Annotated in this window: 25 protein-coding genes and 1 pseudogene; 10 read left to right on the top strand and 16 right to left on the bottom strand. The window is 62.0% G+C overall.

Translation table 11 applies throughout. The annotated features are described in order from the left end of the window. Positions 1 to 148: 148 nt before the first annotated feature. Positions 149 to 1,525, bottom strand: a complete 1,377-nt coding sequence (locus tag NKI18_RS24660; protein WP_352619685.1) for a PRC-barrel domain-containing protein — start codon at positions 1,523 to 1,525, stop codon at positions 149 to 151. 252 nt (positions 1,526 to 1,777) lie between these two features. Between NKI18_RS24660 and NKI18_RS24655 the strand changes: the two genes are divergently transcribed. Next, entirely contained in the window at positions 1,778 to 2,698 is a 921-nt protein-coding gene (locus NKI18_RS24655) for a diacylglycerol/lipid kinase family protein (protein WP_352619686.1), read from the top strand. 58 nt (positions 2,699 to 2,756) lie between these two features. Here the strand turns inward: NKI18_RS24655 and NKI18_RS24650 are convergent, their stop codons facing one another. Beyond that, positions 2,757 to 2,930, bottom strand: a complete 174-nt coding sequence (locus tag NKI18_RS24650) for a hypothetical protein (RefSeq protein WP_292659198.1) — start codon at positions 2,928 to 2,930, stop codon at positions 2,757 to 2,759. A 146-nt stretch (positions 2,931 to 3,076) separates the two neighbouring features. Here NKI18_RS24650 and NKI18_RS24645 point away from each other — a divergent pair, with 146 nt between their 5' ends. Further along, positions 3,077 to 4,603: a sensor histidine kinase gene (locus NKI18_RS24645; protein WP_352619687.1), complete on the top strand. Its 1,527-nt coding sequence runs from the start codon at positions 3,077 to 3,079 to the stop codon at positions 4,601 to 4,603. Positions 4,604 to 4,659: 56 nt separating this feature from the next. Here NKI18_RS24645 and NKI18_RS24640 read toward each other — a convergent pair whose 3' ends face one another. After that, entirely contained in the window at positions 4,660 to 5,139 is a 480-nt protein-coding gene (locus NKI18_RS24640) for a hypothetical protein (protein WP_352619688.1), read from the bottom strand. 10 nt (positions 5,140 to 5,149) lie between these two features. Continuing rightward, positions 5,150 to 5,476 carry an ElaB/YgaM/YqjD family protein gene (locus tag NKI18_RS24635; RefSeq protein WP_023678546.1) on the bottom strand — a complete coding sequence of 109 codons (327 nt, stop codon included), beginning with the start codon at positions 5,474 to 5,476 and terminating at the stop codon, positions 5,150 to 5,152. Between the two features lie 227 nt (positions 5,477 to 5,703). On the opposite strand from NKI18_RS24635, the gene NKI18_RS24630 reads away from it, so the two are divergent. Further along, positions 5,704 to 6,084 carry a response regulator gene (locus NKI18_RS24630; RefSeq protein WP_023678545.1) on the top strand — a complete coding sequence of 127 codons (381 nt, stop codon included), beginning with the start codon at positions 5,704 to 5,706 and terminating at the stop codon, positions 6,082 to 6,084. A gap of 30 nt (positions 6,085 to 6,114) precedes the next feature. Here the strand turns inward: NKI18_RS24630 and NKI18_RS24625 are convergent, their stop codons facing one another. Together NKI18_RS24625 and NKI18_RS24620 are read right to left on the bottom strand one after the other, a co-directional pair. Further along, positions 6,115 to 6,666: a sigma-70 family RNA polymerase sigma factor gene (locus NKI18_RS24625; protein ID WP_023678544.1), complete on the bottom strand. Its 552-nt coding sequence runs from the start codon at positions 6,664 to 6,666 to the stop codon at positions 6,115 to 6,117. A gap of 3 nt (positions 6,667 to 6,669) precedes the next feature. Beyond that, positions 6,670 to 6,873: a NepR family anti-sigma factor gene (locus NKI18_RS24620; protein ID WP_023678543.1), complete on the bottom strand. Its 204-nt coding sequence runs from the start codon at positions 6,871 to 6,873 to the stop codon at positions 6,670 to 6,672. 218 nt (positions 6,874 to 7,091) lie between these two features. Here NKI18_RS24620 and NKI18_RS24615 point away from each other — a divergent pair, with 218 nt between their 5' ends. From NKI18_RS24615 to NKI18_RS24590, 6 genes and pseudogenes are all read left to right on the top strand, one after another. After that, positions 7,092 to 7,886: a response regulator gene (locus NKI18_RS24615; protein ID WP_352451151.1), complete on the top strand. Its 795-nt coding sequence runs from the start codon at positions 7,092 to 7,094 to the stop codon at positions 7,884 to 7,886. Positions 7,887 to 8,112: 226 nt separating this feature from the next. Next, positions 8,113 to 8,277: a DUF1328 domain-containing protein gene (locus tag NKI18_RS24610; RefSeq protein ID WP_023678541.1), complete on the top strand. Its 165-nt coding sequence runs from the start codon at positions 8,113 to 8,115 to the stop codon at positions 8,275 to 8,277. Between the two features lie 191 nt (positions 8,278 to 8,468). Beyond that, positions 8,469 to 9,503, top strand: coding sequence for a sensor histidine kinase (locus NKI18_RS24605; protein WP_352451150.1), 1,035 nt, complete (start codon positions 8,469 to 8,471; stop codon positions 9,501 to 9,503). A gap of 132 nt (positions 9,504 to 9,635) precedes the next feature. Then, positions 9,636 to 9,806: a hypothetical protein gene (locus NKI18_RS24600; protein WP_352619689.1), complete on the top strand. Its 171-nt coding sequence runs from the start codon at positions 9,636 to 9,638 to the stop codon at positions 9,804 to 9,806. 57 nt (positions 9,807 to 9,863) lie between these two features. Then, a pseudogene (locus NKI18_RS24595) lies at positions 9,864 to 10,070 on the top strand (hypothetical protein); the annotation flags it as partial. Positions 10,071 to 10,152: 82 nt separating this feature from the next. Continuing rightward, positions 10,153 to 10,398 (top strand): YMGG-like glycine zipper-containing protein, encoded by a 246-nt coding sequence (locus tag NKI18_RS24590; RefSeq protein ID WP_006328050.1) that lies wholly within the window; start codon positions 10,153 to 10,155, stop codon positions 10,396 to 10,398. Between the two features lie 99 nt (positions 10,399 to 10,497). Here the strand turns inward: NKI18_RS24590 and NKI18_RS24585 are convergent, their stop codons facing one another. From NKI18_RS24585 to xylF, 4 genes are all read right to left on the bottom strand, one after another. After that, positions 10,498 to 12,120: a CHASE domain-containing protein gene (locus NKI18_RS24585; RefSeq protein ID WP_352619690.1), complete on the bottom strand. Its 1,623-nt coding sequence runs from the start codon at positions 12,118 to 12,120 to the stop codon at positions 10,498 to 10,500. Between the two features lie 129 nt (positions 12,121 to 12,249). Beyond that, positions 12,250 to 13,044 (bottom strand): ATP-binding cassette domain-containing protein, encoded by a 795-nt coding sequence (locus NKI18_RS24580; protein ID WP_292655543.1) that lies wholly within the window; start codon positions 13,042 to 13,044, stop codon positions 12,250 to 12,252. A gap of 77 nt (positions 13,045 to 13,121) precedes the next feature. Next, entirely contained in the window at positions 13,122 to 14,486 is a 1,365-nt protein-coding gene (locus NKI18_RS24575; RefSeq protein ID WP_352619691.1) for a sugar ABC transporter permease, read from the bottom strand. Positions 14,487 to 14,628: 142 nt separating this feature from the next. Further along, the gene (gene xylF / locus NKI18_RS24570; protein ID WP_352619692.1) at positions 14,629 to 15,669 is read right to left on the bottom strand and encodes a D-xylose ABC transporter substrate-binding protein; all 1,041 of its coding nucleotides are present in this window, start codon (positions 15,667 to 15,669) and stop codon (positions 14,629 to 14,631) included. 286 nt (positions 15,670 to 15,955) lie between these two features. On the opposite strand from xylF, the gene NKI18_RS24565 reads away from it, so the two are divergent. After that, the gene (locus NKI18_RS24565; RefSeq protein WP_352619693.1) at positions 15,956 to 17,200 is read left to right on the top strand and encodes an ROK family protein; all 1,245 of its coding nucleotides are present in this window, start codon (positions 15,956 to 15,958) and stop codon (positions 17,198 to 17,200) included. Positions 17,201 to 17,209: 9 nt separating this feature from the next. Here the strand turns inward: NKI18_RS24565 and phoB are convergent, their stop codons facing one another. From phoB to pstS, 6 genes are read right to left on the bottom strand one after another with little or no spacing between them, the layout of a single operon-like run. After that, positions 17,210 to 17,899 (bottom strand): phosphate regulon transcriptional regulator PhoB, encoded by a 690-nt coding sequence (gene phoB, locus NKI18_RS24560; protein WP_031212149.1) that lies wholly within the window; start codon positions 17,897 to 17,899, stop codon positions 17,210 to 17,212. A 16-nt stretch (positions 17,900 to 17,915) separates the two neighbouring features. After that, positions 17,916 to 18,623, bottom strand: a complete 708-nt coding sequence (gene phoU / locus NKI18_RS24555) for a phosphate signaling complex protein PhoU (RefSeq protein WP_023678534.1) — start codon at positions 18,621 to 18,623, stop codon at positions 17,916 to 17,918. A gap of 32 nt (positions 18,624 to 18,655) precedes the next feature. Next, positions 18,656 to 19,459: a phosphate ABC transporter ATP-binding protein PstB gene (pstB, locus tag NKI18_RS24550; RefSeq protein ID WP_352451144.1), complete on the bottom strand. Its 804-nt coding sequence runs from the start codon at positions 19,457 to 19,459 to the stop codon at positions 18,656 to 18,658. Then, the gene (gene pstA / locus NKI18_RS24545) at positions 19,456 to 20,307 is read right to left on the bottom strand and encodes a phosphate ABC transporter permease PstA (RefSeq protein ID WP_352471130.1); all 852 of its coding nucleotides are present in this window, start codon (positions 20,305 to 20,307) and stop codon (positions 19,456 to 19,458) included. The genes pstB and pstA overlap by 4 nt, the downstream gene beginning before the upstream one ends. 3 nt (positions 20,308 to 20,310) lie before the next feature. After that, positions 20,311 to 21,300, bottom strand: a complete 990-nt coding sequence (gene pstC / locus NKI18_RS24540; RefSeq protein ID WP_353020789.1) for a phosphate ABC transporter permease subunit PstC — start codon at positions 21,298 to 21,300, stop codon at positions 20,311 to 20,313. 58 nt (positions 21,301 to 21,358) lie between these two features. Beyond that, on the bottom strand, positions 21,359 to 22,420 hold the full coding sequence (pstS, locus tag NKI18_RS24535) for a phosphate ABC transporter substrate-binding protein PstS (RefSeq protein ID WP_352619695.1): 1,062 nt from the start codon (positions 22,418 to 22,420) through the stop codon (positions 21,359 to 21,361). Between the last annotated feature and the right edge of the window lie 347 nt (positions 22,421 to 22,767).

The raw sequence follows: 22,767 nt of genomic DNA, 5'->3' as shown, positions 1-22,767 counted from the left end.
GGGGCCCTCCCCGCTCGCGCCGGGGGGGGCGCGCCCGTTTGGGCGGCGGGGGGGCTTGGCGGCCGTGGCCGCCGGCCTGCTTTCCCCCACACCTCGCGCCCCCCGGCGCGGGGGCGGGCGCCCGCTTCTCTGTCGGCCAATGTGCAGCTTAGCGCATGATCATGCGCTGTTTGTCGCGATTTTGCGCATAGCTGCCCTTGTCATAGGCGGCCTGCGCCTCAAGCTGCTCCTTGGTGAAGTTCGTGTAGAGATAGCGCTTGCCGTTCTTGTCGGTCATGAATTTCAGGTTGTCCATGCCGACCGCCACCTCCTTCTCGCCGATGCCAAGGAAGCCGCCGACGTCGATGATGACTGCGTCGACCTTCTTGTCGCCGCCCAGCACGATATCGCCGATCTCGCCGACGTTGACATCGTTGGCGCCGTAAACGGTTGTTCCAACCAGATCCTCGGCCCGGATTTCGCCCATCGGCATTTCCGTTAGCGTCGACTTGTCGATCGACCCGGTCTTGGTCTGGTCCGCCGTCGTTGCGGGCGCTGGGGCATTTTGAGCCGTCATACTGGTCTGGTCAGTGTTGTTGGTCGTCGCAGTGTTATCGGTCGTGGCAGTGTTGCTGGCCGTCACAGTAGGCGTGACGACGGCTGGCGCATTAGCCGCGGCATCGTTCGACGCTGTGGTCGCCGGGGCCGGATCATAGGGCTTGCGGTCGAAATCCGGCTGCGCCGTCAGCTCTTCCCTGGTGGTTTGGGCAACCAGCCAGCGATCGCCGTTCCTCTCGGCCCACTGCGCCTTGTCGAAATCATAGGCGACGTTCTTTTCACCTATGCCGAGGAAGCCGCCGACACCGATGACCAGCGATTGCGCCTTGGCTTCCTTGTTGATGACGATGTCGTTTACGTCGCCGATGTTCTGGGCGTCGTCGCCGGTACCGTTGTAGACGGTCTCGCCGATGATATTGGTGGCAAGATTGCCTTCCGCGCGCTTCACGACCGGAGCGGGGTTGTTACCGGTCGGCGCCGCCGGGGCGTTCTGCGCCGTATCGGTGGAGGTCGACGGAGCGGCAGGAGCCGTAGCCGTGGTGTCTGTCGCCGCAGGCGCCGGATCATAGGGCTTGCGGTCGAAATCCGGATGAGCCGTCAGCTCATCCTTCGTCGTTTGCGCTATCAGCCAGCGATCGCCATTTCTTTCGGCCCATTGCATCTTGCTGTAGTCGAAGGCGACGTTCTTGGTCCCAATGCCAAGGAACCCGCCGACGCCGATGACGACGGATTTTACCTGGCCGCGCTCGTCGAAGACGATATCGGTGACCTTGCCGATATTCTCTGCATTGTCGCCGGTGCCGTTATAAACCGACTCGCCGATGATATTGGTGACAAGGCTGCCCTCGGCGCGTTGCACCGGAGCGGCTGGAGCGGAATTCTCTACGGCGGGTGCTTGCGCCGGCGCCGGGGTCGTCGCCGATTGCGCAAATGCACCCGTCGCAATCAATGTTGCGACTGCTGTCGTGGTTAAAAGGGTGCGGATCATCTTAGTGTCTCCTCGTCGGTGATTTCGTGCACGCCCTGCCCGCCTAGCCTCACTGCGGGCGCAGCGTCTTCTGCATGTTCACAACGTTGTGACCACACTGTTGTTCCGAAAAAAGCCGTGGTGCACCCGGTGCGATGTCAATGGTTCTCGGATTCGCCTCGTTGGTCGAAAGGAACATTTTCTCGGCCGCCCCGTTCCACTCCCGGCTGGGGCTCCGTCCCGGTCCGATAGGTGCTGGAAAATGGAACGGCCATGCAGTTTGCAGCGGTGCTGAACAAGGACGGGGGCACCCTGCGCACCATCGATCTTGAGGCCTTCGCCAGTCGGATGCGCAGCACGCTTGAGACTGCCGGCCACTCGATCGATATCGAAATCGTCGCCGGCAAGGATATCGTCGCCACGCTGGACGGCGTAGCTTCCAGGCGCGGCATCGACGTCGTGCTGGCTGGCGGCGGCGACGGAACCATTTCGGCCGCGGCAGCCCGTTTGATGAATGGGGAGAAGGCGCTGGCAATTCTGCCGGCTGGCACAATGAACCTTTTTGCGCGCGGCCTCGGTATCCCGCAGACCCTCGATGCGGCACTGAAATCGTTTGCCGACGGCGAGGTGATGGCGATTGACATTGCAACAGCCAACGGCCGGCCTTTCGTGCATCAATTCTCGATCGGCATGCACGCCAGGATGGTGCAACTGCGCCAGAAGATGGAATTCGGCTCGCGGTTGGGGAAGATGCGCGCCTCGGTGCGAGCCGCTTGGGCGACGATCAACAATCCACCGGCGATGAACGTAACGCTGACGATCGGCGAGGCCGAGATCAGAACCCGGATCACCGGCATCGGCATCACCAACAATCTGTTTGGCGAGGGCCACCTGCCCTATGCCGATAATCCGGCAGGCGGCGTGCTGGGCATCTATGTCACCGTGGCGCGGCGGCGCGGCGAATTGATCAGGTTCCTCTTTGACGTCGCCCGTGGGAAATGGCGCGGCAACGAGCATGTCGAAATCCATCAGGCAAACCGCGCCGTTTTGAAAATCCATTCGACGAACAGGAAAGTTCAGGCCGTCATGGACGGCGAACTGGTAAAGCTCGATCGCGAGACGACCGTCGAAATCCATCCGCGCGCGTTGAATGTTCTAGTCCCGGCGCGCGCCGCCGAGGCAAAGGTTGCCTGACGTGGGATGCGTGATGTGGGGTTGCGTGATGCAAACTGGCGCGAGCGATGGAGAGAACCTAGCCGCTGGGCGTGTTGCCCTGTTCGGTCTTCGGCGTCTCGATCATCCAGCCGTAGATTTCGGCGACGCCCCAGGCGATAAAAGCCAGCAACAGCGCGGCGATCAGGATACGAAGGACATGCCGACCCCGCCGCCCTTGACGGGCTTTGTTTTCAGGAATGGTTTTTGGCATTGTCTGGCTCCATATTTGGCGCCGGCAGGCGTAACTGGCGGGGCGTTGGCTGGTAACGGTCCCCCGCCGCGAAAGTTCCGGCTCTGCAAGGCGGCAGACGGGCCGGTTGGCCTGACCAATCAGCGGAGCCGGCCACCGGGGGCATAGTGGACGACAATAGCCAGAACACGCCGGGCCTGCCGGCCGACATTCGCCGTGTGGTGGGCGCCGCGGACCGCCTTGCCGTGCTGCACGACCTCGACACGCTGGACGGGGCTGCCGACCCTGATTTCGATCGTATCGGCGGTCTTGCCGCTTCGGCGATGCAAACGCCTGTCGCACTGATCACGCTGGTCGATGCCGAGCGGCAGTGGTTCAAGTCCTGTATCGGCCTCGACGAGACCGAAACCGCAACCGAGACATCGTTCTGCGCCTATACCATCGCAGCCGGCAACGTGCCGATGGTGGTGGCCGACGCGGCGGCGGATCCGCGGTTTAAAGCCAATCCGCTGGTCACCGGCGAGCATCATATCCGCTTTTACGCAGGCGTGCCCATCGTAATCGACGGCGCGCTGATCGGCACGCTGTGCGTGCTCGACCGGAAGCCGCACGCACGTCCCTCCTCTGTCCAGCTCGACCACCTGTCGGCGCTGGCCGGCCTTGCCGCCAGCCTGTTCACGCTGAAGGATGCAACCCGCAGTGCGGCGATTGCCAAGGCAGCACTGGTTCGAGAGGAAAAGCGGCGCGCTATCGCGCTCGACGCGGCTTCGCTTGCCAGCTGGGCATGGGATATCCGCAGCGATATGATCGACTGCGATGTCCTGCTGTCCGAATTGTTCAACCTGCCGAAGTCGAACAGGCTGAGGGCACGCGACATCCTGACCGCCATCGACCCGCGCGACGTTCACCAGACCGAAACACGCTTTCGCGACGCGCTGACCGGCAGCGACGATTATTTTGGCGAATACCGTGTCAAAGGCCTCGATCCGCCGCGATGGATCGCAACGCGCGGCCGCGTCATAGAGCGCGACGGCGAGGGCAAGCCGACGCTGATCTTCGGCGTCAATTACGACATTACCGAACGCAAGCTTGGCGACGAACGTCAACGACTGTTGCTGCGCGAGCTCAATCACCGCGTCAAGAACACTTTGGCAACCGTACAGGCGCTGGCGACGCAGACCGTTCGCCATGCCCGCCAGCCAAGCGAATTCCTCGAAGCCTTCAGCGCCAGGCTGCAGGCACTGGGCGTTGCGCACAGCCTGCTGTCGGACCGCGAGTGGCGCGGTATCGGCATCCGCGAGTTGGTGGAGATCGAGCTAAAGCCGTTCCAAGCCGCCGGACAATCGCGCATGGCGATCTCCGGCGCCGATGTCCTGCTGTCACCCGACCAGGCAGTCGGGCTCGGGCTGATCCTGCATGAACTGGCAAGCAACGCACTGCAATACGGGTCGCTCTCGGTCTCCTCCGGAAAGGTCGATCTCGATTGGAGGGTACAAGGCAGGAAAGGCGCACGGCGTCTGTTGCTGGCCTGGCGTGAAAGCGGCGGCCCGCGGGTTGCGCCGCCCGAACGCCATGGCTTCGGCTCGATCCTGATCCGCCGCAGCCTGGCCAAGGTCATTTCCAGCGAGGTGACCCATGAATTCCGGCCGGACGGCGTGGTCGCCGAAATATCGATTCCGCTCGAAGATTTGTGACGCCAGCATTTTGCGACCGGCGCCAGAATCGTTTGCCCCGAACTATCCCCTCCGAACTATTCCCGTTTGCCAGTATCCGGATCATCGGAGCCGCGCTTCACGTTCTCGCGGTAGATAGCGTAGGCGGCGAGTGCTATCGCCGGGCCGAGAATCGCGCCCAGTCCGGCCTTCCCCGCGCCACCTTTGCCCTTGAGCAGCGCCGGCAGCACGGCGAGTGCCGCAGTGATGCCGATAGCCTTCATGTCGGCGTTGCGTCGCTTCGCCCGGCGCCTGGCGCGCGAGCCGGCCGACATCCGGTAGACGAGCAGGATGAGACCGGCGATTGCCAGAAAGCCGATCCCGAAGCTCAGGGAAGCTGCCATCGGCCCATAGCGGGCCGCCGTCCAGATATAGGCCGCCCCGACGAGGAAGCCGAGGCCGCACAGCGCCGCGAGCGCTGCGATCGAATAGACAATCGCAGCGACGCGTGCGCGTTGCACCGCCGCAATGGTTTCGCCCGAGGCGAGGCCCGAGATCAGCGATGCAAGCATTCCCATGCGTGCAGAACTAGCGGCGCGCGAGAAGAGCGAAGAGGAATCCGACGCCTGCGGCGATCGCCAGCGAAGTCACCGGTTTTTCGCGCATATGCGCTATCATCTGCGCCTCGATGTCCCTGGCGTTGCTGCGCAGGCTGTCGAAGGCTGCCTCGCCCTGGGTTCGCAACTGCTCGACGCTTTCGGCGGCGGCTCGCCGTGCTGCCCCGTAGCCATGTTCGCCAGTTTTGGCCAACAGCTTGGTAAGTTGGTCGATGTCGGCCTTCAATTGTGCGATGTCGGCCTCAATATCGGAATTCGTGCGGGCTTCGTTCGCGGCCTTTCCTGCGGCAGTCGCCATTGCTTCACTCTCCATGCTTTTGCTCGGTCGAAACGCCCGACAGACCCCAAGGTTCCGGCACGAACCTCTTCTAACCCTATCTCCAGCAGCGCGCGTTGCAAATGCCTTGCATGGGCCGACGCCGACGCATCCGCGCCGGCACGTCTTTTTTAAATGACAGCATGCCAAATAACGATCATGACTTCCCCCGTTTCACGATAGAGACGAATTTAAGGAGATATTGCTGCGTGCGCCCATCGCTTGACGGTTTGCGGATTCTTATCCTGGAAGATGAGTTCCTGATTGCCATGGATATCGAGCAGCTTTGCCGCGACTACGGCGCGCTCGATGTGGTCATCGCCCGTGATCTGACTGAGATCGAACAGCAAGACGTTGCCGCGCAATTCGATGTGGCCATCGTCGACCTCATGCTGAGCGGCGTTTCGACGCTCCAATTTGCTTCGCGGCTGCGTGAAGCGGGCATCCCGTTCGTCTTCGCCTCGGGCTATTCGGATACCGACGAGATCAAGAAATCCTTTCCCGGCGTCAGGCTGGTCACCAAGCCCTATTCGGGAGACGATCTCGTCGAGGCAGTGGTAACGGCCTGCAGGCGCACGCCTCTTCGCTGAGGCGCGGAGCGGTTCGAACACGCCGGCGCTTCACGCAGCAGTCGACCCGGTTACCTGAGCCGAAATTGCGTCCGGGCCATACTCGTCTTCACCGGAGATCTTCAGGATTTCCTGCAGCCGTGTGCGGGCGCGGCTGACGCGGCTCTTGATCGTTCCGACGGCGCAGCCGCAGATCTCGGCCGCTTCCTCGTAGGAGAAGCCCGACGCGCCGATGAGGATAATGGCTTCGCGCTGGTCTTCTGGCAGCAACTCGAGCGCGCCGCGAAAGTCTTCGAGGTCAAGCTGGCCGTGCTGGGCCGGGTGAACGGCAAGCCTGGCCGTCATGACGCCATCACTGTCCTGCACCTCGCGGCCGCGCTTGCGCATCTGCGAATAGAATTCGTTGCGCAAGATCGTGAACAGCCATGCCTTCAGGTTGGTGCCGGGCTGGAAGCTTTCATGCTTGTCCCAGGCCTTGACCAATGTTTCCTGCACCAGGTCGTCGGCCTTGTCGGCGTTTTGCGTCAGCGACACGGCAAAAGCCCGCAGGCTCGGGATCGAGCCGAGCAAGTCGGTCTTGAAGCCCTGGGAGACGGCCGCCATGCCTCAGTCCTTCTTTTGTACAGGTTCGGCCTTTTCCAACTGGCTGAGCAGTTGGGCGAAGCGATCCGGCACATTGTCGGAGACCAGCTCGTCATAGTATTGTTTGAGTTTGCGGCCGATTTCCGAGTTCGGCCCAAGCGGGTCGCGGGAAGCAGCCCGGCGCCCGTTGCCAACGCCACCCATGGTAGCTTTCGTCATGTTCTTCATTTCGCCCTTTTGTCCCAGCCTTAAGCCGCCCTTCAACACATAACGCAATGCAAGCGGCAGCCTCGTCTGGTTTGCCCAACCCGCCTTTAAACGCCAGCCTCACATATTAGTTCCGCACGATTGGAACCTTTTTCAAGGAGCCAGCGTTTCAATTGCTAGGCTTGCAAACCGTTTTTAGCTGTAACATGCAATCACGTCATATGAGGGAGACGTCCACTATGAGCCTATCAGCAACCATCGCTCCGCACCTGCCGTTCCTGCGCCGCTTCTCGCGCGCCGTATCCGGATCGCAAGAGAGCGGCGACGCGCTGGTCGCCGCAATGCTCGAGGCCATCATTGCCGATGTCGACATCTTTCCGGACGCATCGAACGACCGCATCGCGCTCTACAAGGTCTTTGCCAAGCTCTTCACCTCGGTGGCCATTCGCGTTCCGCAGGAGCATGCCCAGTCGGCATGGGAACAGCGCGCCGCGGCCAATCTGAATGCAATTGCGCCTCGTCCCCGCCAAGCCTTTCTGCTGGTTGCGGTCGAAGGCTTCAGCGAAGACGAGGCGGCGGAGATTCTCGACGTCGACGAACAGCAATTCTCCGAACTTCTCGCGCAGGCGAGCAACGAGATCTCCCGTCAGGTGGCAACCGACGTGCTGATCATCGAGGATGAGCCGCTGATCGCCATGGATATCGAGGAAATGGTCGAAAGCCTCGGCCACCGCGTCGTCGGAACGGCGCGCACCCACGCCGAGGCGGTGGCGATGTTCGGCAAGGCGCGGCCAAAGATGGTGCTTGCCGATATTCAGCTTGCCGACGGCAGTTCGGGCATTGCGGCCGTCAATGAGATCCTGTCGTCCACCTCGGTGCCGGTGATCTTCATCACCGCCTTTCCCGAGCGCCTGCTCACCGGCGAGCGGCCGGAACCGGCTTTCCTGGTTACCAAGCCGTTCAATCCGGACATGGTCAAGGCTCTTATCAGCCAGGCCCTGTTCTTTGACCGGCACGCGAAAGCCGCGGCATGAAACAGCGGGCGGCCGAACTGCGGCCGCCGAGACAGCCGCTCCCTCGGATCAGATGGGCGTGACGCCGGCTCAATTCACTGGCAACCAACTGGGGCAACCAACTGGACCTTTCCACACACCGCGGCAATTCGGGCCCTGAAGATTTTCAGCATCGTCTTTTTCGGAAAATGGTGGAACAAACGGAGGCGAATCACGTTTTCACCGCAGCATTGGAAGGAGATCGATCATGCTTTACTGGGCGCTCGTATTTCTCGTCGTGGCGATAATCGCCGGTGCGCTTGGTTTCGGCGGCATCGCTGGCACCTCGGCCGGCATAGCGCAGATATTGTTCTTCATCTTTCTCGCCTTCCTGATCATATCGCTTATTGCCGGCCTGATCAGACGAGCGTGAATGCCAAGCGGCCATTCAAGCGAACACTGGAAGCCGCACCCCTCAAACGGTTTCCAGCCACCGCCGGGCAGTGTCCTCCAACGGGATGCCGCTCGGCGGACCGCTTTTTAAGGCTTGATACGAACCTCCTCCTTTTGGAACCCATTTTTCCGCGAACCGTTCAGCCCGACATGGGTTGAGCAAATTGACCGATGCGTTCCAGAGTCGGAAAAATGAAAGACCGCGGCCAGAGTGATGAGATCATCGCTTTGCATCCCGCCGAAAGCGGGATGCAGCTTGGCCGGGCCCTTCTCCATGCACTGCACAATGCCGGGATTTCCGTCCTGTACCAGGATCGCGAGATGAAGACGGTGTGGGCGCGCAACATGCGCGCGCCCTGGACTTCCGATGCCTCCGACAACAACGGCATCTTGCCGCCGGCGCAGGCAGAGCGTATCGGCGCCGCCAAGCACGACGTCATCGTATCCGGCAATCCTCAACATCTTGAACTCAGCGTGCCGGCCGATGACGGCGCCCGCTGGTTTCAGGTGTGGATAGACGCCGACCGCAGCGAGACCGGCGCGGTGCAGGGCGTCGTGACCACCATGGTCGAAACAACCGAGCAGAAACGCCGGGAGCAGACGTTGAAGGCGCTGCTGCGCGAAGTCAGTCATCGCTCCAAGAACCTTTTGGCCATCATCCAGAGCATCGCCACCCAGACGGGCCGTTATTCCGGCAGCATTGACGATTTCCTGACGCGCTTCCGGGGCCGATTGCAGTCGTTGGCCTCCTCGCAGGATTTGGTTACGTCATCCAACTGGCGGGGAGCGGCGCTGCGCGAGCTGGTTTCCGGTCAGGTCGGCAGGTACGGCGCGGATCCCTTGCACAGCCTACGCTTCCGCGGCGCAAATCCATATCTCAACCCCAATGCCGCCTTGCACATCGGCTTGGCCATGCATGAGCTTGCCGTCAATTCCGTCAGCTATGGCGCACTGTCGCGCAGCGACGGTTTCGTCGAGGTGACGGCCGATCTGACGGCAGCTTCCGCTGGCGAGCCTGCGCTGTCGCTGACATGGGCCGAAGTGATCGGAGCCAACGACAATCAGCGCAGTGAGAAGCGTTTTGGCAGCGTCGCGCTCGAACGCGTCGTGCCCACTTCATTGAATGGAACGGCGACACTTGAGATCACCGGGAACCGCCTCGAATACCGCCTTGTCGTTCCTCACGGTAATTTCGAGACGGATTAACGAGCGGCGGTCGCCGCGCGAAGGCTTGCTGCGCATCGCCATCTTTAACCGACTGTTCACCATAAAGTCCGATCCTGTGCGAACGTGCCGATCCACCGGATTGAGTTTGGCACAAAATGAAGGGAATGGGCCTTGACGGCTGCCGACTTGAACAGACTGGAACAGGCCGCTCGCGTCTCGATGGGCGGTTTTCAGGATCCCGACGTGTCCGCAGCGCCCGCGCCTCGTGCTTCGCCCCTCCGCTTCGCCACCATCGCGCTTATGGCCGCGATCGTCCTGACCGCCGCGTCCCAACTGATCTGAATCGAACTCGCCTCTGCTTGATCGCTTTGAAACCACTGCCCGAGTGCTCGGCCGTGCCCGTTCGCGGTCACCGACCTGCAGGGCCAGGCCCAACATGTCGTCGCCAGATGCCTTGCCGTCGATCCGGCGCTCGAGAACGACTATGACAGGATCGTCTGGAACGTGCGTCCCAGCGGCACGCTCGATGCGTCCTTGGAGATTTCCGGGTTCGTGGTAGCATCGAACGGCGCACGCCCCGAAAAAGACTATCTTAATCAACAATGAAATCGTGCAGGCAAAGGCCGTACTTTCATGCTAAATGGCGGCTGGAGCTTATTAAAGTGAGGACAAAAGTGAGGATGACTCCATGCGGAAGATGATTATTGCCATGGTTGCCGTGGTTGCGGTCAGCGGCTGCACCACCACGGAAGAGAACGTGGGTATCGGCACTGTGGGCGGCGCGCTCATTGGTGGCGCTGTCGGCGGCGGCAAGGGCGCTTTGATCGGCGCCGGCGCTGGTGCGATTGGCGGTCTGCTCGTTCGCCGTCTGCAAAATGGCTACTGCCAATACAGAGATCGTCACGGCCGGATTTACACAGCTCGCTGCAACTAGTTTCGAGCTCCAGGCGAACAGCAAACGCGGAGGCAGGCCACCTGTCTCCGCGTTTGCCCTTTTAGAGCGCTGTTGCGACGCGGCCCACGAGACGGCGTTTCAGGCCGGCAGCGGAACCCTGATTTCCACGTTCAAGCCATCTTCGCGAAAATCGCGCCTGATTGTGCCACGCAATTCGCGCGTGACGTTGAGATCGATCAGTCTGGTGCCAAAACCGCTCTTTGCCGGTGTCTCGAGCTTCTTCTGACCGGCCTCGCGCCAGTTGAGAGCCAATGTCCGGGTGCCGCTACGGGCTTCGAGCGACCAGTCGACCTTCAGCGCACCGACTGAACTGCCGGCTTCGCCATGCTTCAGCGCATTCGTCGCCAGTTCGTGAAAGACGAGGCCGAGTGCCTGCGTCGTCTTTTCATCGAGAAGAACCTGCGGTCCCGACAGCAGCCCTTCAGGAAGCTCACTGCCGAACACCTGGCCTAGCTCGATGCGCAGCAGGTCGCCGAGATCGGCTTTCTGCCAGCGTGAGCGCGTCAGCATGTCCTGGGAAGCCGCCATCGCCTGCAGCCGGGCCGAGAAAGAAGCCGAGAATTCCTGGACGTCGGTGGTGTGCGATGCTGTCTGGCGCGCGATTGCCAGCACCCGCGTGATCGAGTTCTTGATGCGATGCTTCATCTCCTGCAGCATCAGGTCTTTTTCCAGCAGGCTCTTTTCGGTCGTTTCGTGAAGCAGCGAGACCGCCTCATAGGCCCGCTCCTGATAGCGGGCCACCAGCGCGATGGCGCCCGCAAGCAGCAGTCCGAACAATCCGAGCATCACCGGGATGGCGCGCGAGGAAGGTTGCGAGAAAGCACTTGTCGGCCTGAACAGGACGACCCACGGCCGGCCGGCGACGGTGATCTTGCGGGTGACCAGCAGCCTGTCGCCGAGGCTCGAAACAGGCGGCGTTTCCGATTGGAACAGCAGGTTGTCGCTGTCCACCGTGCCGTCATAGATCTCGGTGTTGACCGGCAGCAATGGTGCCCGGCTGAGCGCAGCCTGGAACAGATCACGGGCGCGGAAGGCCGCATAAAGGAAGCCGGCAGTCGAGGATCTCGTCGCGTTCACGGCGTCCGGCGCGGTTTCGACATTGAGCCGGACGAAGACGAGGAACCCGGTAAAGGTCTGCGCGGCACCCGTATCCTTGCCGAACTGCACGAGCCCGCTGGCGTGCTGCTGGTCGTCGGCCATCGCCTTTTCGATCGCCTCGCGCCGCGCCGGCCCGGTGAACATGTCGTAGCCGATGCTGGATTTGTTGGACGGATCCAGCGGTTCGAACAGCACGATGGGCGTACGCCACGGTAAGTTCGTGTCGGGATAGATCGGATGGCTTGCGCCGTGATCGTGCAGGATGTCGCGCTCGACCGCCGCCTCGTTGCCAGTTTTCGTCAGGCGGAGGAAGCCGATGCCGCGCAGGCCGGCGAAATTATTGTCGATGTCGAGCGCGTTGAAGAAAGCCTTGAACTCGCCCTGTGAGATACCGCCATTGCGTGCGTCGAACAGCGCCCGGGTCGAACGCAGCAGCGACAGGTCCAGGTCGATGCGGCTTTCGATCCGGTTAAGCGCGTCGTCTGCCGTCGCCTCGAATTTAATGCGGGCCGCCTCCTGGGTGGCAAAATAGGCAAAACCCGCCATCGTCAGGCTGATCAGCGCGACGGCGATAAAAGCGACGGTCGGAAAAAGCTTCTTCAATTGCTGATACGTCCCGTGGACGGTTCGGCATCTTTATGGGCAAGTCCCGACGCCAACACAATGGCGAGGCCAAAGCATGGTGACGGCTGGCACATTTTGGCGGCTTGTGATTAGCCGGCTAATTCTCGTTCATGCGGCGATCTTCAGCGCGCCCGGCCCCGGAATGGCGCCGGGTGGGCACTTGCCGAGGATGATCATGCCGAGCACCTCGTCCTGGGTGACGTCGGTTGTGCGCGCCGTTCCGACAACCCGACCGTTCTTCATGACGCAGACACGGTCGGCAAGCTCGAACACGTCGTGAATATCATGGCTGATCAGGAAGATGCCGATGCCGTCGGCCTTGAGCTGCCTGACCAGTTCGCCGACCTGCGCCGTCTCTTGCGGCCCGAGTGCCGCCGTCGGCTCGTCCATGATCAGGATGCGAGCATTGAACAGGATGGCGCGGGCGATCGCCACCGACTGCCGCTGGCCGCCCGAAAGCTTTACCACCGGCTCCTTGAAGCGTTGGAAACGCGGATTGAGCCTGCCCATCACCTTGCGCGCCTCGGCCTCCATGGCGACGTCGTCGAGCGTACCCCAGCCGGTCATCAGCTCGCGGCCGAGAAACAGGTTGGCGGCCGCATCGACATTGTCGGCCAGCGCCAGCGTCTGGTAGATCGTCTCGATGCCGTACTTCTTGGCGTCGCGGGGATTGGAGATCGAAGCCTCCTCGCCGTTGACGAAAATCTGGCCCGCATCGCGCTTGTAGGCGCCGGACAGGATTTTTATCAACGTCGATTTGCCGGCACCGTTGTGACCGAGCAAAGCCATCACCTCGCCCGGGAAGAGGTCGACAGAGGCATCGTCGACGGCGCGAATGCCGCCGAAAGCGATGGAGATGTTGCGCATGTCGATCAGCGGCGTGGGAGCGGTTTTGTCTGCCATGCTCGTCCTTCCTCCCTATAGATCCTGCTTGAGCATCAAGTTGTACGAAAACCGGTTTCCACCTTGCGGGATCATGCTCAGACCCGTTTGCGATAGACGGTATCGAGCCACACCGCGACCACCAGCACGGCTCCGACAACGATGCTCTGCAGCGGCGAATCGATGCCGAGCAGCACCATGCCGGACTGCAGCGACTGCATCAAAAGCGCGCCGAGCAGGGCGCCGAGCACTGTGCCGGAGCCGCCGGCGAGCGACGTGCCGCCGATCACCGCCGCCGCGATGACCAGGAGCTCGTCCAGCGTGCCCAGCGCATTGGTCGACGAGTTCTGCCTGGCTGACGAGATCGCTGCGGCGATCGTCGCCAGCACGCCCATGATCATGAACACCTTCATGGTCACCCAGCGCGTGTTGATACCGGCAAGGTTGGCTGCTTCCGGATTGCCGCCGATGGCGAAGACATAGCGGCCGAAACGGGTACGCTTGGCGATGAAGGTCATGATCAGCCCTACGGCTACAGCCATCAGCACGGGTATGGCGATGCCATGGGCGATGAACAGCCCGCCTTCGGGAACGGTTATATTGTTGGCCGCCGCATATCTGTTCACGATGCCGACCGGCCAAGGATAGGAATTGGCAAGCCATATGGCGCCCATGATGACAAGGCAAGTGACGGCCCCGAGGAACGTCTCGGCCCAGATCGGGCGTAACGGGAAGCGGAACCGCTTGCGCTGCACCCGCCCGTTGAGCAGCATGAACACAACCGCCAGGCACGCGACAATTCCGACGATCCAGCTCCATCGCGCGCCGATCGAACCCGTCGGTCCGCCGCCCATCAGCTGGAAAGTGGCATCCAGCGGCGCAATCGTCTGCCCACTGACGACCCACCATGCGGCACCCCGCCAGACCAGAAGGCCGCCCAGCGTCACGATGAAGGCCGGCACCTCGAGATAAGCGATGATGTATCCCTGGAACGCTCCGATCAGAAGGCCAAGCGCCAGGCCGATGGCCAGTGCCAGGATCCAGATCCAGGGGTTGCCTAATTGCAGACCGACCATTCGCACCAGGAAATGCACCTGCGCAAAACCCATGACCACGCCGATCAGGCCTTCGGCGGAGCCGACCGACAGGTCGATATTGCGCATGACGATAACCAGCACCATTCCGGCGGCCATTATGGCCACGGCCGAAGTCTGCACCGACAGGTTCCAGAGATTGCGTGGCGTCAGGAAGGTCCGGCTGTCGAAGTCGAACGGATTGACGCCGAGCCGTACGCTAGAAATGACATGCAGGCCGACCCAGATGACCAGCAGCGCGCCGATCATGCCGAGCATGCGCGTGTCGAGTTCGGTTGCCTTGAGAAATCGAGCAACGATGCCGAGCTCGGATTCCCGTGCCCGGTCTGCCGTGCTGTCGACCGGCGTGTTGGACGTCGTGTCGGTCATGATGTTTCTCCCGCCGGGTTGCCGTCTGCCGCGGATGCCGGAAGTAGCCTAGAGGTTATCCGCCGGAAGCGGAAAAACAACTCTTGTTGAAAAAACGCCGCGGCGAGCGGCCGCGGCGTTCGGACTTCTCGGAAACGTCGGCTCAGTTGCAGACTGCAACAGTGCCAGCCGTCACGCCGGCGCAGACTTCTTCTTTCTTGATCCAGGCGGCGTCGATGACGACGTTGAGGTTGTCCTTGGTGATGGCGACCGGGGTCAGGAACAGCGACTTGACGGTATTGCCGCCGGGCGTGGTGAAATCCTTCACGCCGGCAATGTCGGTCATCTGCTTGCCGTCGGCCAGTTGCGAGGCGATCTCGGCGGCATTCTTGCCGAGCTCGCGCGCATCCTTCCACACCGACACGGTCTGTGTGCCGAGCGCGATGCGGTTCAGCGCGGCGTGGTCGCCGTCCTGGCCCGAAACCGGAACCGATCCGGCCAGCCCTTGCGCCGTCAGCGCGGCGACGACGCCGCCGGCAGTGCCGTCATTAGCGGCGACCACGGCATCGATCTTGTTGTCGTTGGCGGTCAGGAACTGTTCCATGTTCTTCTGAGCGTTGGCCGGCAGCCAGCCGTCCGTATAGGCCTCGCCGACATTCTTGATCTTGCCGCCGTCGATGGCCTCCTTCAGCACCTCCATCGAACCGGCAAACAGGAAATCGGCATTCGGATCGGAACCCGAACCCTTGATGAAGACGTAGTTGCCTTCCGGCTTCACCTTGAAGACTTCGCGGGCCTCCATGCGGCCGACTTCCTTGTTGTCGAAGGTCAGATAGAACACGTCCTTGTTCTCGATCAGCCGGTCATAGCCGACGACCGGGATGCCTTCGTCCAGTGCCTTCTGCACGGCCGGCCCGATGGCCGAGGCGTCCTGCGCCAGGATGATCAGTGCGTTGGCGCCCTGCGAGATCAGGCTCTCGACGTCGGTGAGCTGCTTGCCGGGGTTGGACTGTGCGTCGGCGGAAATATACTTGTCGCCTGCGGCCTCGATGGCCGCCTTCATTGCGGCCTCGTCTGTCTTCCAGCGCTCTTCCTGGAAGTTCGACCAGGAAACGCCGATGACCTTGTCTTTAGCCTGCGCCGCCGACGCCAGCGCCAGCGTCATGGCGACACCCGCCAGAATGGCGGTCGTGAATTTCTTCATCATATCCTCCCTGCGCCGCGTACGGCGTGACCAATTGGCTCAAAGACCAGCTTAGAAGCTCTAATTTTTTCGAGCCTCGAAAAAATACTGGCCCGATCTCCGGCTGCTGTCAACATCGATTCTGATGGATTTTGATGACTCTGCGAGTTTTTTCGAGCGTCGGAATAAACGATGACAGCGCCACCTGCATCTGACACTATTTGCCTGCATCCGACACTATTTGTCGGACATTACCGACGGCTTCCGGTTCATGAGCGGCCGCGGCAACCGGGAGGAAAGCAAAACAATGTCGGTCGGAATCCGCCATGACGATTTGCGCCGGCGCAACCGGGCGATGGTGATCTCGGCGGTGCGCCGGGCCGGCCAGCCATCGCGTACTGAGATCGCAGCTACCACCGGCCTCAGTCATTCGACCATATCGGCGATCTCTTCCGACCTGATACGGGAAGGCATCCTCGCCGAGAGCAAGGCAAGTGAGCCCGTTTCGTTGAAACGCGGTCGTCCGCAGGTCGGCCTCGCCCTCAACCCGGAAGCGGCGGCGGTGCTGACCGTGGTGTTGTCGCTGAATTTCCTGTCGGCCGCCATTATCGACTATACGGGACAGGTGGTCGCCGAGGAACAGCGCCGGCTGGACACGCTGACCATGCCGCGCGACGAGCTGATCCGTGAATGCATGGCCATCGTCCGGCGCCGGCTGCAGGATCCAGACCTTGACGTCCGCAGTGTCGCCCGCATCGCCCTGGCGATTCAGGGCATTACCGACTCCCCTGCACGCGCCATGCTGTGGTCGCCGATCACGCCGCAGACCGACATCGCCTTTGCCGACATGCTGGAGGGCGAATTCGGCATCCCGGCAACGGTGGAGAACGACTGCAACATGATGGCGGTGGCTTTGCGCTGGCGCAATCCGGATCGCTATCGCGACGACTTCATCGCCATCCTGCTTTCGCATGGCATCGGCATGGGGCTGGTGCTGAAGGGCGAACTGTTCACCGGGACGCATTCCTCGGGCGGCGAATTTGGCCACATGATCCATCGTCCGGGCGGCGCGCTCTGCCGTTGCGGGCGGCGCGGCTGCATCGAGGCCTATGCCGGCAACTACGCCATCTGGCGCAACGCCAGGCAGATGAGCGACGACAGCGAACCGGTCGCCGACGTCAGCGACGCCGACATGCGAGCACTGGCGGCTCGGGCGCGCGAGAAAGATGGGCCGGAACGCGAGGCCTACCGCAAGGCCGGCGAGGCGCTGGGTTTCGGTCTCGGCTCGCTGTTCGCGCTGATCGATCCGGCACCGGTCGCGATGGTCGGCGCCAGTGCCGCCGCCTTCGATCTGATCGAGCCGGCCTTGCGGAAGGCAATCGCCCAGACCGCCGGCGGTCAGCATTCAGGCTCGATCTCCTTCGATACAGAGCCGAACGAATTGCCGCTGATCCGCGAAGGCTGCGCGATGCGGGCGTTAAGCTTCGTCGACCAGGAGATTTTCGCGCCGGGCGCGCAAATGAGGCCCAGCGTCAGAAAGAACGTAGCCTGACCAGGCGGGTCAATCTTCCCTGATCGCATAGCCGGCACCGCGGATGGTGCGGATGACATCCGGCATCCGGCCGTTGTTGACGGCTTTGCGCAGCCGCCCGACATGCACGTCGACGGTGCGTTCGTCGATGTAGATTGTCTCGCCCCAGACATTATCGAGTAACTGGCTGCGCGAGAAGACACGGCCCGGATGCCGCATCATGAACTCGAGCAGCCGGAATTCGGTCGGCCCGAGCCTGATTTCGCTCTTCTTGCGATAGACCCTGTGCGATTCGCGATCGAGCACGATGTCGCCGACCTTCAGCACGCTGGACAGCACTTCCGGCTTGGCGCGCCGCAGCAGCGCCTTGACCCTGGCCATGAATTCTGGTGTCGAAAACGGTTTCACCAGATAGTCGTCGGCGCCGGTCGAAAGACCGCGCACCCGGTCGCTCTCCTCGCCGCGCGCGGTCAGCATGATGATCGGCAGCCGCTCGGTTTCGGGGCGCACCCGCAACCGACGACAGAGCTCGATGCCGGAAACCGCTGGTATCATCCAGTCGAGCACCAAAAGGTCGGGCACATTCTCCTGCAAACGGATCTCGGCTTCGTCGCCGCGTGTCACCACCTCGACCTGGTAGCCTTCGGATTCGAGATTGTAGCGGAGCAGCACACCCAACGGCTCCTCGTCCTCCACCACCATTATGCGTGGTGCGATCATCGGCTGGGCACCCCCATCATGTCACCGGTGCGGACATTGTCGTTTCGTCCTGCTTCGGACGATTGACCGGCAATTGCTCGCCGGTCAGCACATAATACGCATTTTCGGCGATGTTGGTGACATGGTCGCCGATCCGCTCCAGATTCTTGGCGCAGAACAGCAGGTGCGTGCAAGCGGTGATGTTGCGCGGATCTTCCATCATGTAGGTCAAGAGCTCGCGGAACACGGACGTGTATTTGACGTCGATGCGCTCGTCGGCGGCACGCAGCTTGGCCAACGCGGCCGCATCGCCTGCAGCATATTCCTCGATGACACCCTGCACCTGGATGAGAACCAGCTGCGCCATCGCGTCGATGGAATGCGACAGGTCCCGCGGCGTGGCGCTGAGGCCGACCGCACTCACGCGCTTGGCGATATTCTTGGCAAGGTCGCCGATGCGTTCGAGGTCGCCCGCCATGCGGATCGCTCCGACCACATGGCGAAGATCGTGGGCCATCGGCTGGCGTTTGGCGATCAGGGTGATGGCGCGGTCGTCCAGTTCGCGTTGACGCGCATCCATGATGGCGTCGTCGGAAACGACGCGTTGCGCCAGCACGTTGTCGGAATTCAACAGGGCCTTGGTCGCCCCGCCGACCATCGAACCGGCGAGGTCGGCCATGTCGCGGATCAGCTTGCTGATCTGCTCGAGATCCTCGTCGAAAGAAGCGACTGTGTGTTCGCCCATGGTCCTGTCCTCATATGCATGATCGGAACGGCTCAGCCGAAGCGGCCAGTGATGTAGTCCTGCGTGCGCTTCTCGCGGGGCGACGTGAAGATCTTCTCGGTCCGGTCGAACTCGACCAGTTCACCCAGATACATGAAGGCGGTCTGGCGCGACACACGCGCCGCCTGCTGCATGTTGTGGGTGACGATGACGATCGTGTAGTCGGCTTGCAATTCGTCGATCAGTTCCTCGATCTTGGCAGTCGACAGCGGGTCGAGGGCCGAAGCCGGTTCGTCGAGCAGAATGACTTCCGGCTTCACGGCCACGGTGCGGGCGATACAGAGCCGCTGCTGCTGGCCGCCGGACAGGCTCAAGCCGCTGGCGTTGAGCTTGTCCTTGACCTCGCTCCACAGCGCGGCGCGCTTCAACGCCTGTTCGACGCGGCCGTCCATCTCGGACTTGCCGAGGTTCTCGTAGAGCCTGACGCCGAAGGCGATGTTCTCGTAGATCGACATCGGGAACGGCGTCGGCTTCTGGAACACCATGCCGATCTTGGTCCTGAGGAGGTTGAGATCCTGCGACCGGTCGAGAATGTTCTTGCCGTCGAGCAGCACCTGGCCCTCGGCCGTCTGTTTTGGGTAGAGCTCATAGATGCGGTTGAACACACGCAGCAGCGTCGATTTCCCGCAGCCCGAAGGGCCGATGAAGGCCGTGACACTGCGCTCAGGCAGCGACAGGCTGATGTCCTTCAGCGCCTTGCTCTGGCCGTAGTAGAAGTTGAGATTCTTGACCTCGATCTTCGTCTTCTCGGCGACCGTTTCGGCCATCGTCATGTCTGGGGACAACATCTGTGTCATCTGTCCTCTCTGCGTCCGGTAAGGCTGCGGGCGAGGATGCTCAAGCCCAGAACCGTCAGGGTGATTATGAGTGCGCCGGTCCACGCCAGTTGCTGCCATTCCTCGTAAGGGCTGAGAGCGAACTGGAAGATGGTCACCGGCAGGCTGGCCATCGGCGCGTTGATATTGCTGCTCCAGAACTGGTTGTTGAGCGCGGTGAAGAGCAGCGGCGCCGTCTCGCCGGAGATGCGTGCTATCGCCAGCAATATGCCGGTGACGATACCGGACAATGCGGCGCGGTAGGCGACCGAACGGATCACCACCCAGCGTGGCGCGCCGATCGCGGCACCGGCTTCACGCAACGCGTTCGGCACCAGGTTGAGCATGTCTTCAGTGGTGCGCACGACCACCGGAATGACCAGGATGGCAAGCGCAACGGCGCCGGCAATGGCCGAGAAATGTCCCATTGGCCGCACCATCAGCTCATAGACAAACAAGCCGATGATGATCGACGGCGCCGACAACAGGATGTCGTTGATGAAGCGGACGACGGTGGTGATGCGCGAAAAGCGTCCATACTCGGCCATGTAGGTTCCCGCCAGCACGCCGACCGGCGTGCCGACGACAACGGCGATGATCGTCATCAGCAGGCTGCCCGCGATGGCATTGAGCAGGCCGCCGGCCTCGCCCGGTGGTGGCGTCATCTCGGTGAAGACCGCGAGCGAAAGCCCGGCTGTGCCCTTATAGACCAGTGCGCCGAGAATGAGCGCCAGCCAGGCAAGCCCGATGCCGGCGGCGACGACGCAAAGCGCCATCATCACCGAATTCCTGGCTTTGCGGCGGCTGTGGAGCGATGAGGATGTCGACATCGGTCAGGCTCCCGTACGAGCGTCGATCCGCATCAGCATATAGCGGGCGGCGGCAAGGATCAGGAAGGTGATGACGAAGAGGATCAGGCCGAGCGAGACCAGCGAGGAGGTGTAGAGGTCGCCGTCGGCCTCGGTGAATTCATTGGCGATGGTCGCCGAGATCGTCGTGCCCGGCGCGAACAGGGAGGCACTGATGCGGTGGGCGTTGCCGATGACGAAGGTCACCGCCATGGTCTCGCCGAGCGCCCTGCCGAGGCCAAGCATGACGCCGCCCATGATGCCGATGCGGGTATAGGGAATGACCACGCGCCGGGTCACTTCCCAGGTCGTGCAACCGATGCCATAGGCCGATTCCTTCAGCACCGCCGGCACCGTATCGAAGACGTCTTTGGTGATCGAGGTGATGAAGGGCAGCACCATGATGGCGAGGATCAGCGCCGAGGTCAGAAGGCCGATGCCGTAAGGAGGGCCAGCGAAAAGGCTGGATAGTCCCGGCACGCCGTGGAAGACGTTGATGATGAAGGGCTGTATCGTCGTCTGCAGGAACGGCGCGAACACGAACAGGCCCCAGATACCATAGATGATCGAGGGAATGCCGGCCAATAGCTCGACCGCGATGCCGATCGGGCGCCTGAGCGGGCGCGGGCAGAGCTCGGTGAGAAAAACTGCAATGCCGATGCCGATCGGAACCGCGATCAGGATGGCGATGGCCGCCGTCACCAGCGTGCCGTAGATCGGCGCCAGTGCGCCAAATTTTTCCGTGACCGGATTCCAGCTTTCAGTCGTCAGGAAGGAGAAACCGAAGGACGACAGCGCCTGCCACGAGCCGGCAAACAGCGAGATCGCGACACCGCCGAGGATGACCAGCACAAGAATTGCGGAAGCGCGGGTGAGTCCGCGGAATATGGCATCTGTGAGCGCGAAGCGCCGCACCGTAGCTTCCCTGGCCCGGGCTGCTGCAGATGATGGCATGGCATCGGAAGCGATGGTCATTGGGTCCTCGCGATTAAAGGCAACAGGGAGGGCGCCATCGACGCCCTCCCTGAGGAGATTACATAGCCGAGTAGAGCGGCTTGCCGTCGTCGCCGACGACTTCCTTGGCCCACATGGCCTTGACGCTCTCAACCACCTTGTCGGGCATCGGAACGTAGTCCAGCTCGCCGGCCATCTCGTCGCCCTTGTCGTATGCCCAGGCGAAGAATTTGAGCGCTTCGCCGGTGGTCGCGGCATCATCCGGCTTCTTGTAGAGCAGGATCCACGTTGCCGCCGTCATCGGCCAGGACTCGGCGCCCGGCTCGTTGGCGAGGATGACGCCATAGCCCGGCTGCGAGCTCCAGTCGGCATTGGCCGCTGCCGCCGAGAACGCCGCCGCGGTGGGCTCGACCTTCTTGCCGTCCTTGTTGATCATATCGGTGTGGGTGAGCTTGTTCTGCTTGGCGTAGGCATATTCGACATAACCGATCGCGCCGCCGGTCTGGGAGACGTTGTTGGCAACGCCCTCATTGCCCTTGGCGCCGATGCCGACCGGCCATTCCACGGCTTTGTCGACGCCGACCTTTTCTTTCCAGTCCGCGCTGACGTCGCCGAGGTAATAGGTGAAGTTGAACGTCGTGCCCGAACCATCGGAACGGTGAACGACCGCGATCGCCTGCGAAGGCAGCTTGACGTCGGGATTAAGCTTCTTGATCGCTTCGTCATCCCAGCTCGTGATCTTGCCGAGGAAGATGTCGGCCAGCGTCGGGCCGTCGAGAACCAACTCGCCCGGCTTGATGCCTTCGAGATTGACGACGGGAACGATGCCGCCCATCACCATCGGGAACTGAGCCAGTCCGGTCGCTTCAAGCTCGTCGCCCTTGAGCGGCGCATCCGAAGCGCCGAAGGTAACGGTCTTGGCTTTGATCTGCTTGATGCCGCCGCCGGAACCGATCGACTGGTAGTTAAGGCCAACGCCGGTGTCTTTCTTGTAGGTGTCGGCCCACTTCGCATAGATCGGGTAGGGGAAGGTGGCGCCGGCGCCGGAGATGTCCGCGGCGAGCGCGGCGGACAGGGTGAGGGTGGTCGTCGCCGCAGCCATTGCAATCGCAACGGCCGCCGAGCGGATGAAATGTCTCATGTGGCCTGCTCCTGTTCGGAATATGGTCTCTCGGCGCCATTCCTCCGGCGCCCGCTGAGGCCAATAGCCCCCGATTATTACAGTCGCATGACAGTTTCATGTCGCTCCGGTAACGTCGCCCAGCCGGGTTAAGAAGGAGCGGCCGCGGGCTTTGTCGGCATGGGCCGCGGTTTGCCGCTGGAATCAGCAGCTTGCGTGAATTCCGGCCGGCATCGTCTGCTCGGCGATCGTAGCCACCGGCTTTAAAAGAAAAAAGCCGGACGGGAGCGCGTTGCATGCAGCCAGAACGTGTCATGGCCGCGCCATCGCCGAAACAGGTCCGTTGGGGTAAATCTGACCCTGTTTCT

Origin of the sequence: Mesorhizobium sp. M0800 (genome assembly GCF_040320095.1) — a bacterium.
Taxonomy (GTDB): domain Bacteria; phylum Pseudomonadota; class Alphaproteobacteria; order Rhizobiales; family Rhizobiaceae; genus Mesorhizobium.
Note: the sequence above shows the minus strand (reverse complement) of the source record. Positions and strands in the feature narration are given on the sequence as shown.

What these genes read in the sequence shown, in the direction of transcription:
- pstC (WP_353020789.1), bottom strand. Translation starts at nt 21,300, where the DNA reads ATGACCATCGCTTCCGATGCCATGCCATCATCTGCAGCAGCCCGGGCC.
- NKI18_RS24610 (WP_023678541.1), top strand. Translation starts at nt 8,113, where the DNA reads ATGCTTTACTGGGCGCTCGTATTTCTCGTCGTGGCGATAATCGCCGGT.
- NKI18_RS24650 (WP_292659198.1), bottom strand. Translation starts at nt 2,930, where the DNA reads ATGCCAAAAACCATTCCTGAAAACAAAGCCCGTCAAGGGCGGCGGGGT.
- NKI18_RS24635 (WP_023678546.1), bottom strand. Translation starts at nt 5,476, where the DNA reads ATGGCGACTGCCGCAGGAAAGGCCGCGAACGAAGCCCGCACGAATTCC.
- NKI18_RS24575 (WP_352619691.1), bottom strand. Translation starts at nt 14,486, where the DNA reads ATGACCGACACGACGTCCAACACGCCGGTCGACAGCACGGCAGACCGG.
- pstA (WP_352471130.1), bottom strand. Translation starts at nt 20,307, where the DNA reads ATGTCGACATCCTCATCGCTCCACAGCCGCCGCAAAGCCAGGAATTCG.
- phoB (WP_031212149.1), bottom strand. Translation starts at nt 17,899, where the DNA reads ATGATCGCACCACGCATAATGGTGGTGGAGGACGAGGAGCCGTTGGGT.
- NKI18_RS24605 (WP_352451150.1), top strand. Translation starts at nt 8,469, where the DNA reads ATGCGTTCCAGAGTCGGAAAAATGAAAGACCGCGGCCAGAGTGATGAG.
- xylF (WP_352619692.1), bottom strand. Translation starts at nt 15,669, where the DNA reads ATGAAGAAATTCACGACCGCCATTCTGGCGGGTGTCGCCATGACGCTG.
- NKI18_RS24620 (WP_023678543.1), bottom strand. Translation starts at nt 6,873, where the DNA reads ATGAAGAACATGACGAAAGCTACCATGGGTGGCGTTGGCAACGGGCGC.
- NKI18_RS24590 (WP_006328050.1), top strand. Translation starts at nt 10,153, where the DNA reads ATGCGGAAGATGATTATTGCCATGGTTGCCGTGGTTGCGGTCAGCGGC.
- NKI18_RS24615 (WP_352451151.1), top strand. Translation starts at nt 7,092, where the DNA reads ATGAGCCTATCAGCAACCATCGCTCCGCACCTGCCGTTCCTGCGCCGC.
- NKI18_RS24640 (WP_352619688.1), bottom strand. Translation starts at nt 5,139, where the DNA reads ATGGGAATGCTTGCATCGCTGATCTCGGGCCTCGCCTCGGGCGAAACC.
- NKI18_RS24655 (WP_352619686.1), top strand. Translation starts at nt 1,778, where the DNA reads ATGCAGTTTGCAGCGGTGCTGAACAAGGACGGGGGCACCCTGCGCACC.
- phoU (WP_023678534.1), bottom strand. Translation starts at nt 18,623, where the DNA reads ATGGGCGAACACACAGTCGCTTCTTTCGACGAGGATCTCGAGCAGATC.
- NKI18_RS24580 (WP_292655543.1), bottom strand. Translation starts at nt 13,044, where the DNA reads ATGGCAGACAAAACCGCTCCCACGCCGCTGATCGACATGCGCAACATC.
- pstS (WP_352619695.1), bottom strand. Translation starts at nt 22,420, where the DNA reads ATGAGACATTTCATCCGCTCGGCGGCCGTTGCGATTGCAATGGCTGCG.
- NKI18_RS24625 (WP_023678544.1), bottom strand. Translation starts at nt 6,666, where the DNA reads ATGGCGGCCGTCTCCCAGGGCTTCAAGACCGACTTGCTCGGCTCGATC.
- NKI18_RS24565 (WP_352619693.1), top strand. Translation starts at nt 15,956, where the DNA reads ATGTCGGTCGGAATCCGCCATGACGATTTGCGCCGGCGCAACCGGGCG.
- pstB (WP_352451144.1), bottom strand. Translation starts at nt 19,459, where the DNA reads ATGACACAGATGTTGTCCCCAGACATGACGATGGCCGAAACGGTCGCC.
- NKI18_RS24660 (WP_352619685.1), bottom strand. Translation starts at nt 1,525, where the DNA reads ATGATCCGCACCCTTTTAACCACGACAGCAGTCGCAACATTGATTGCG.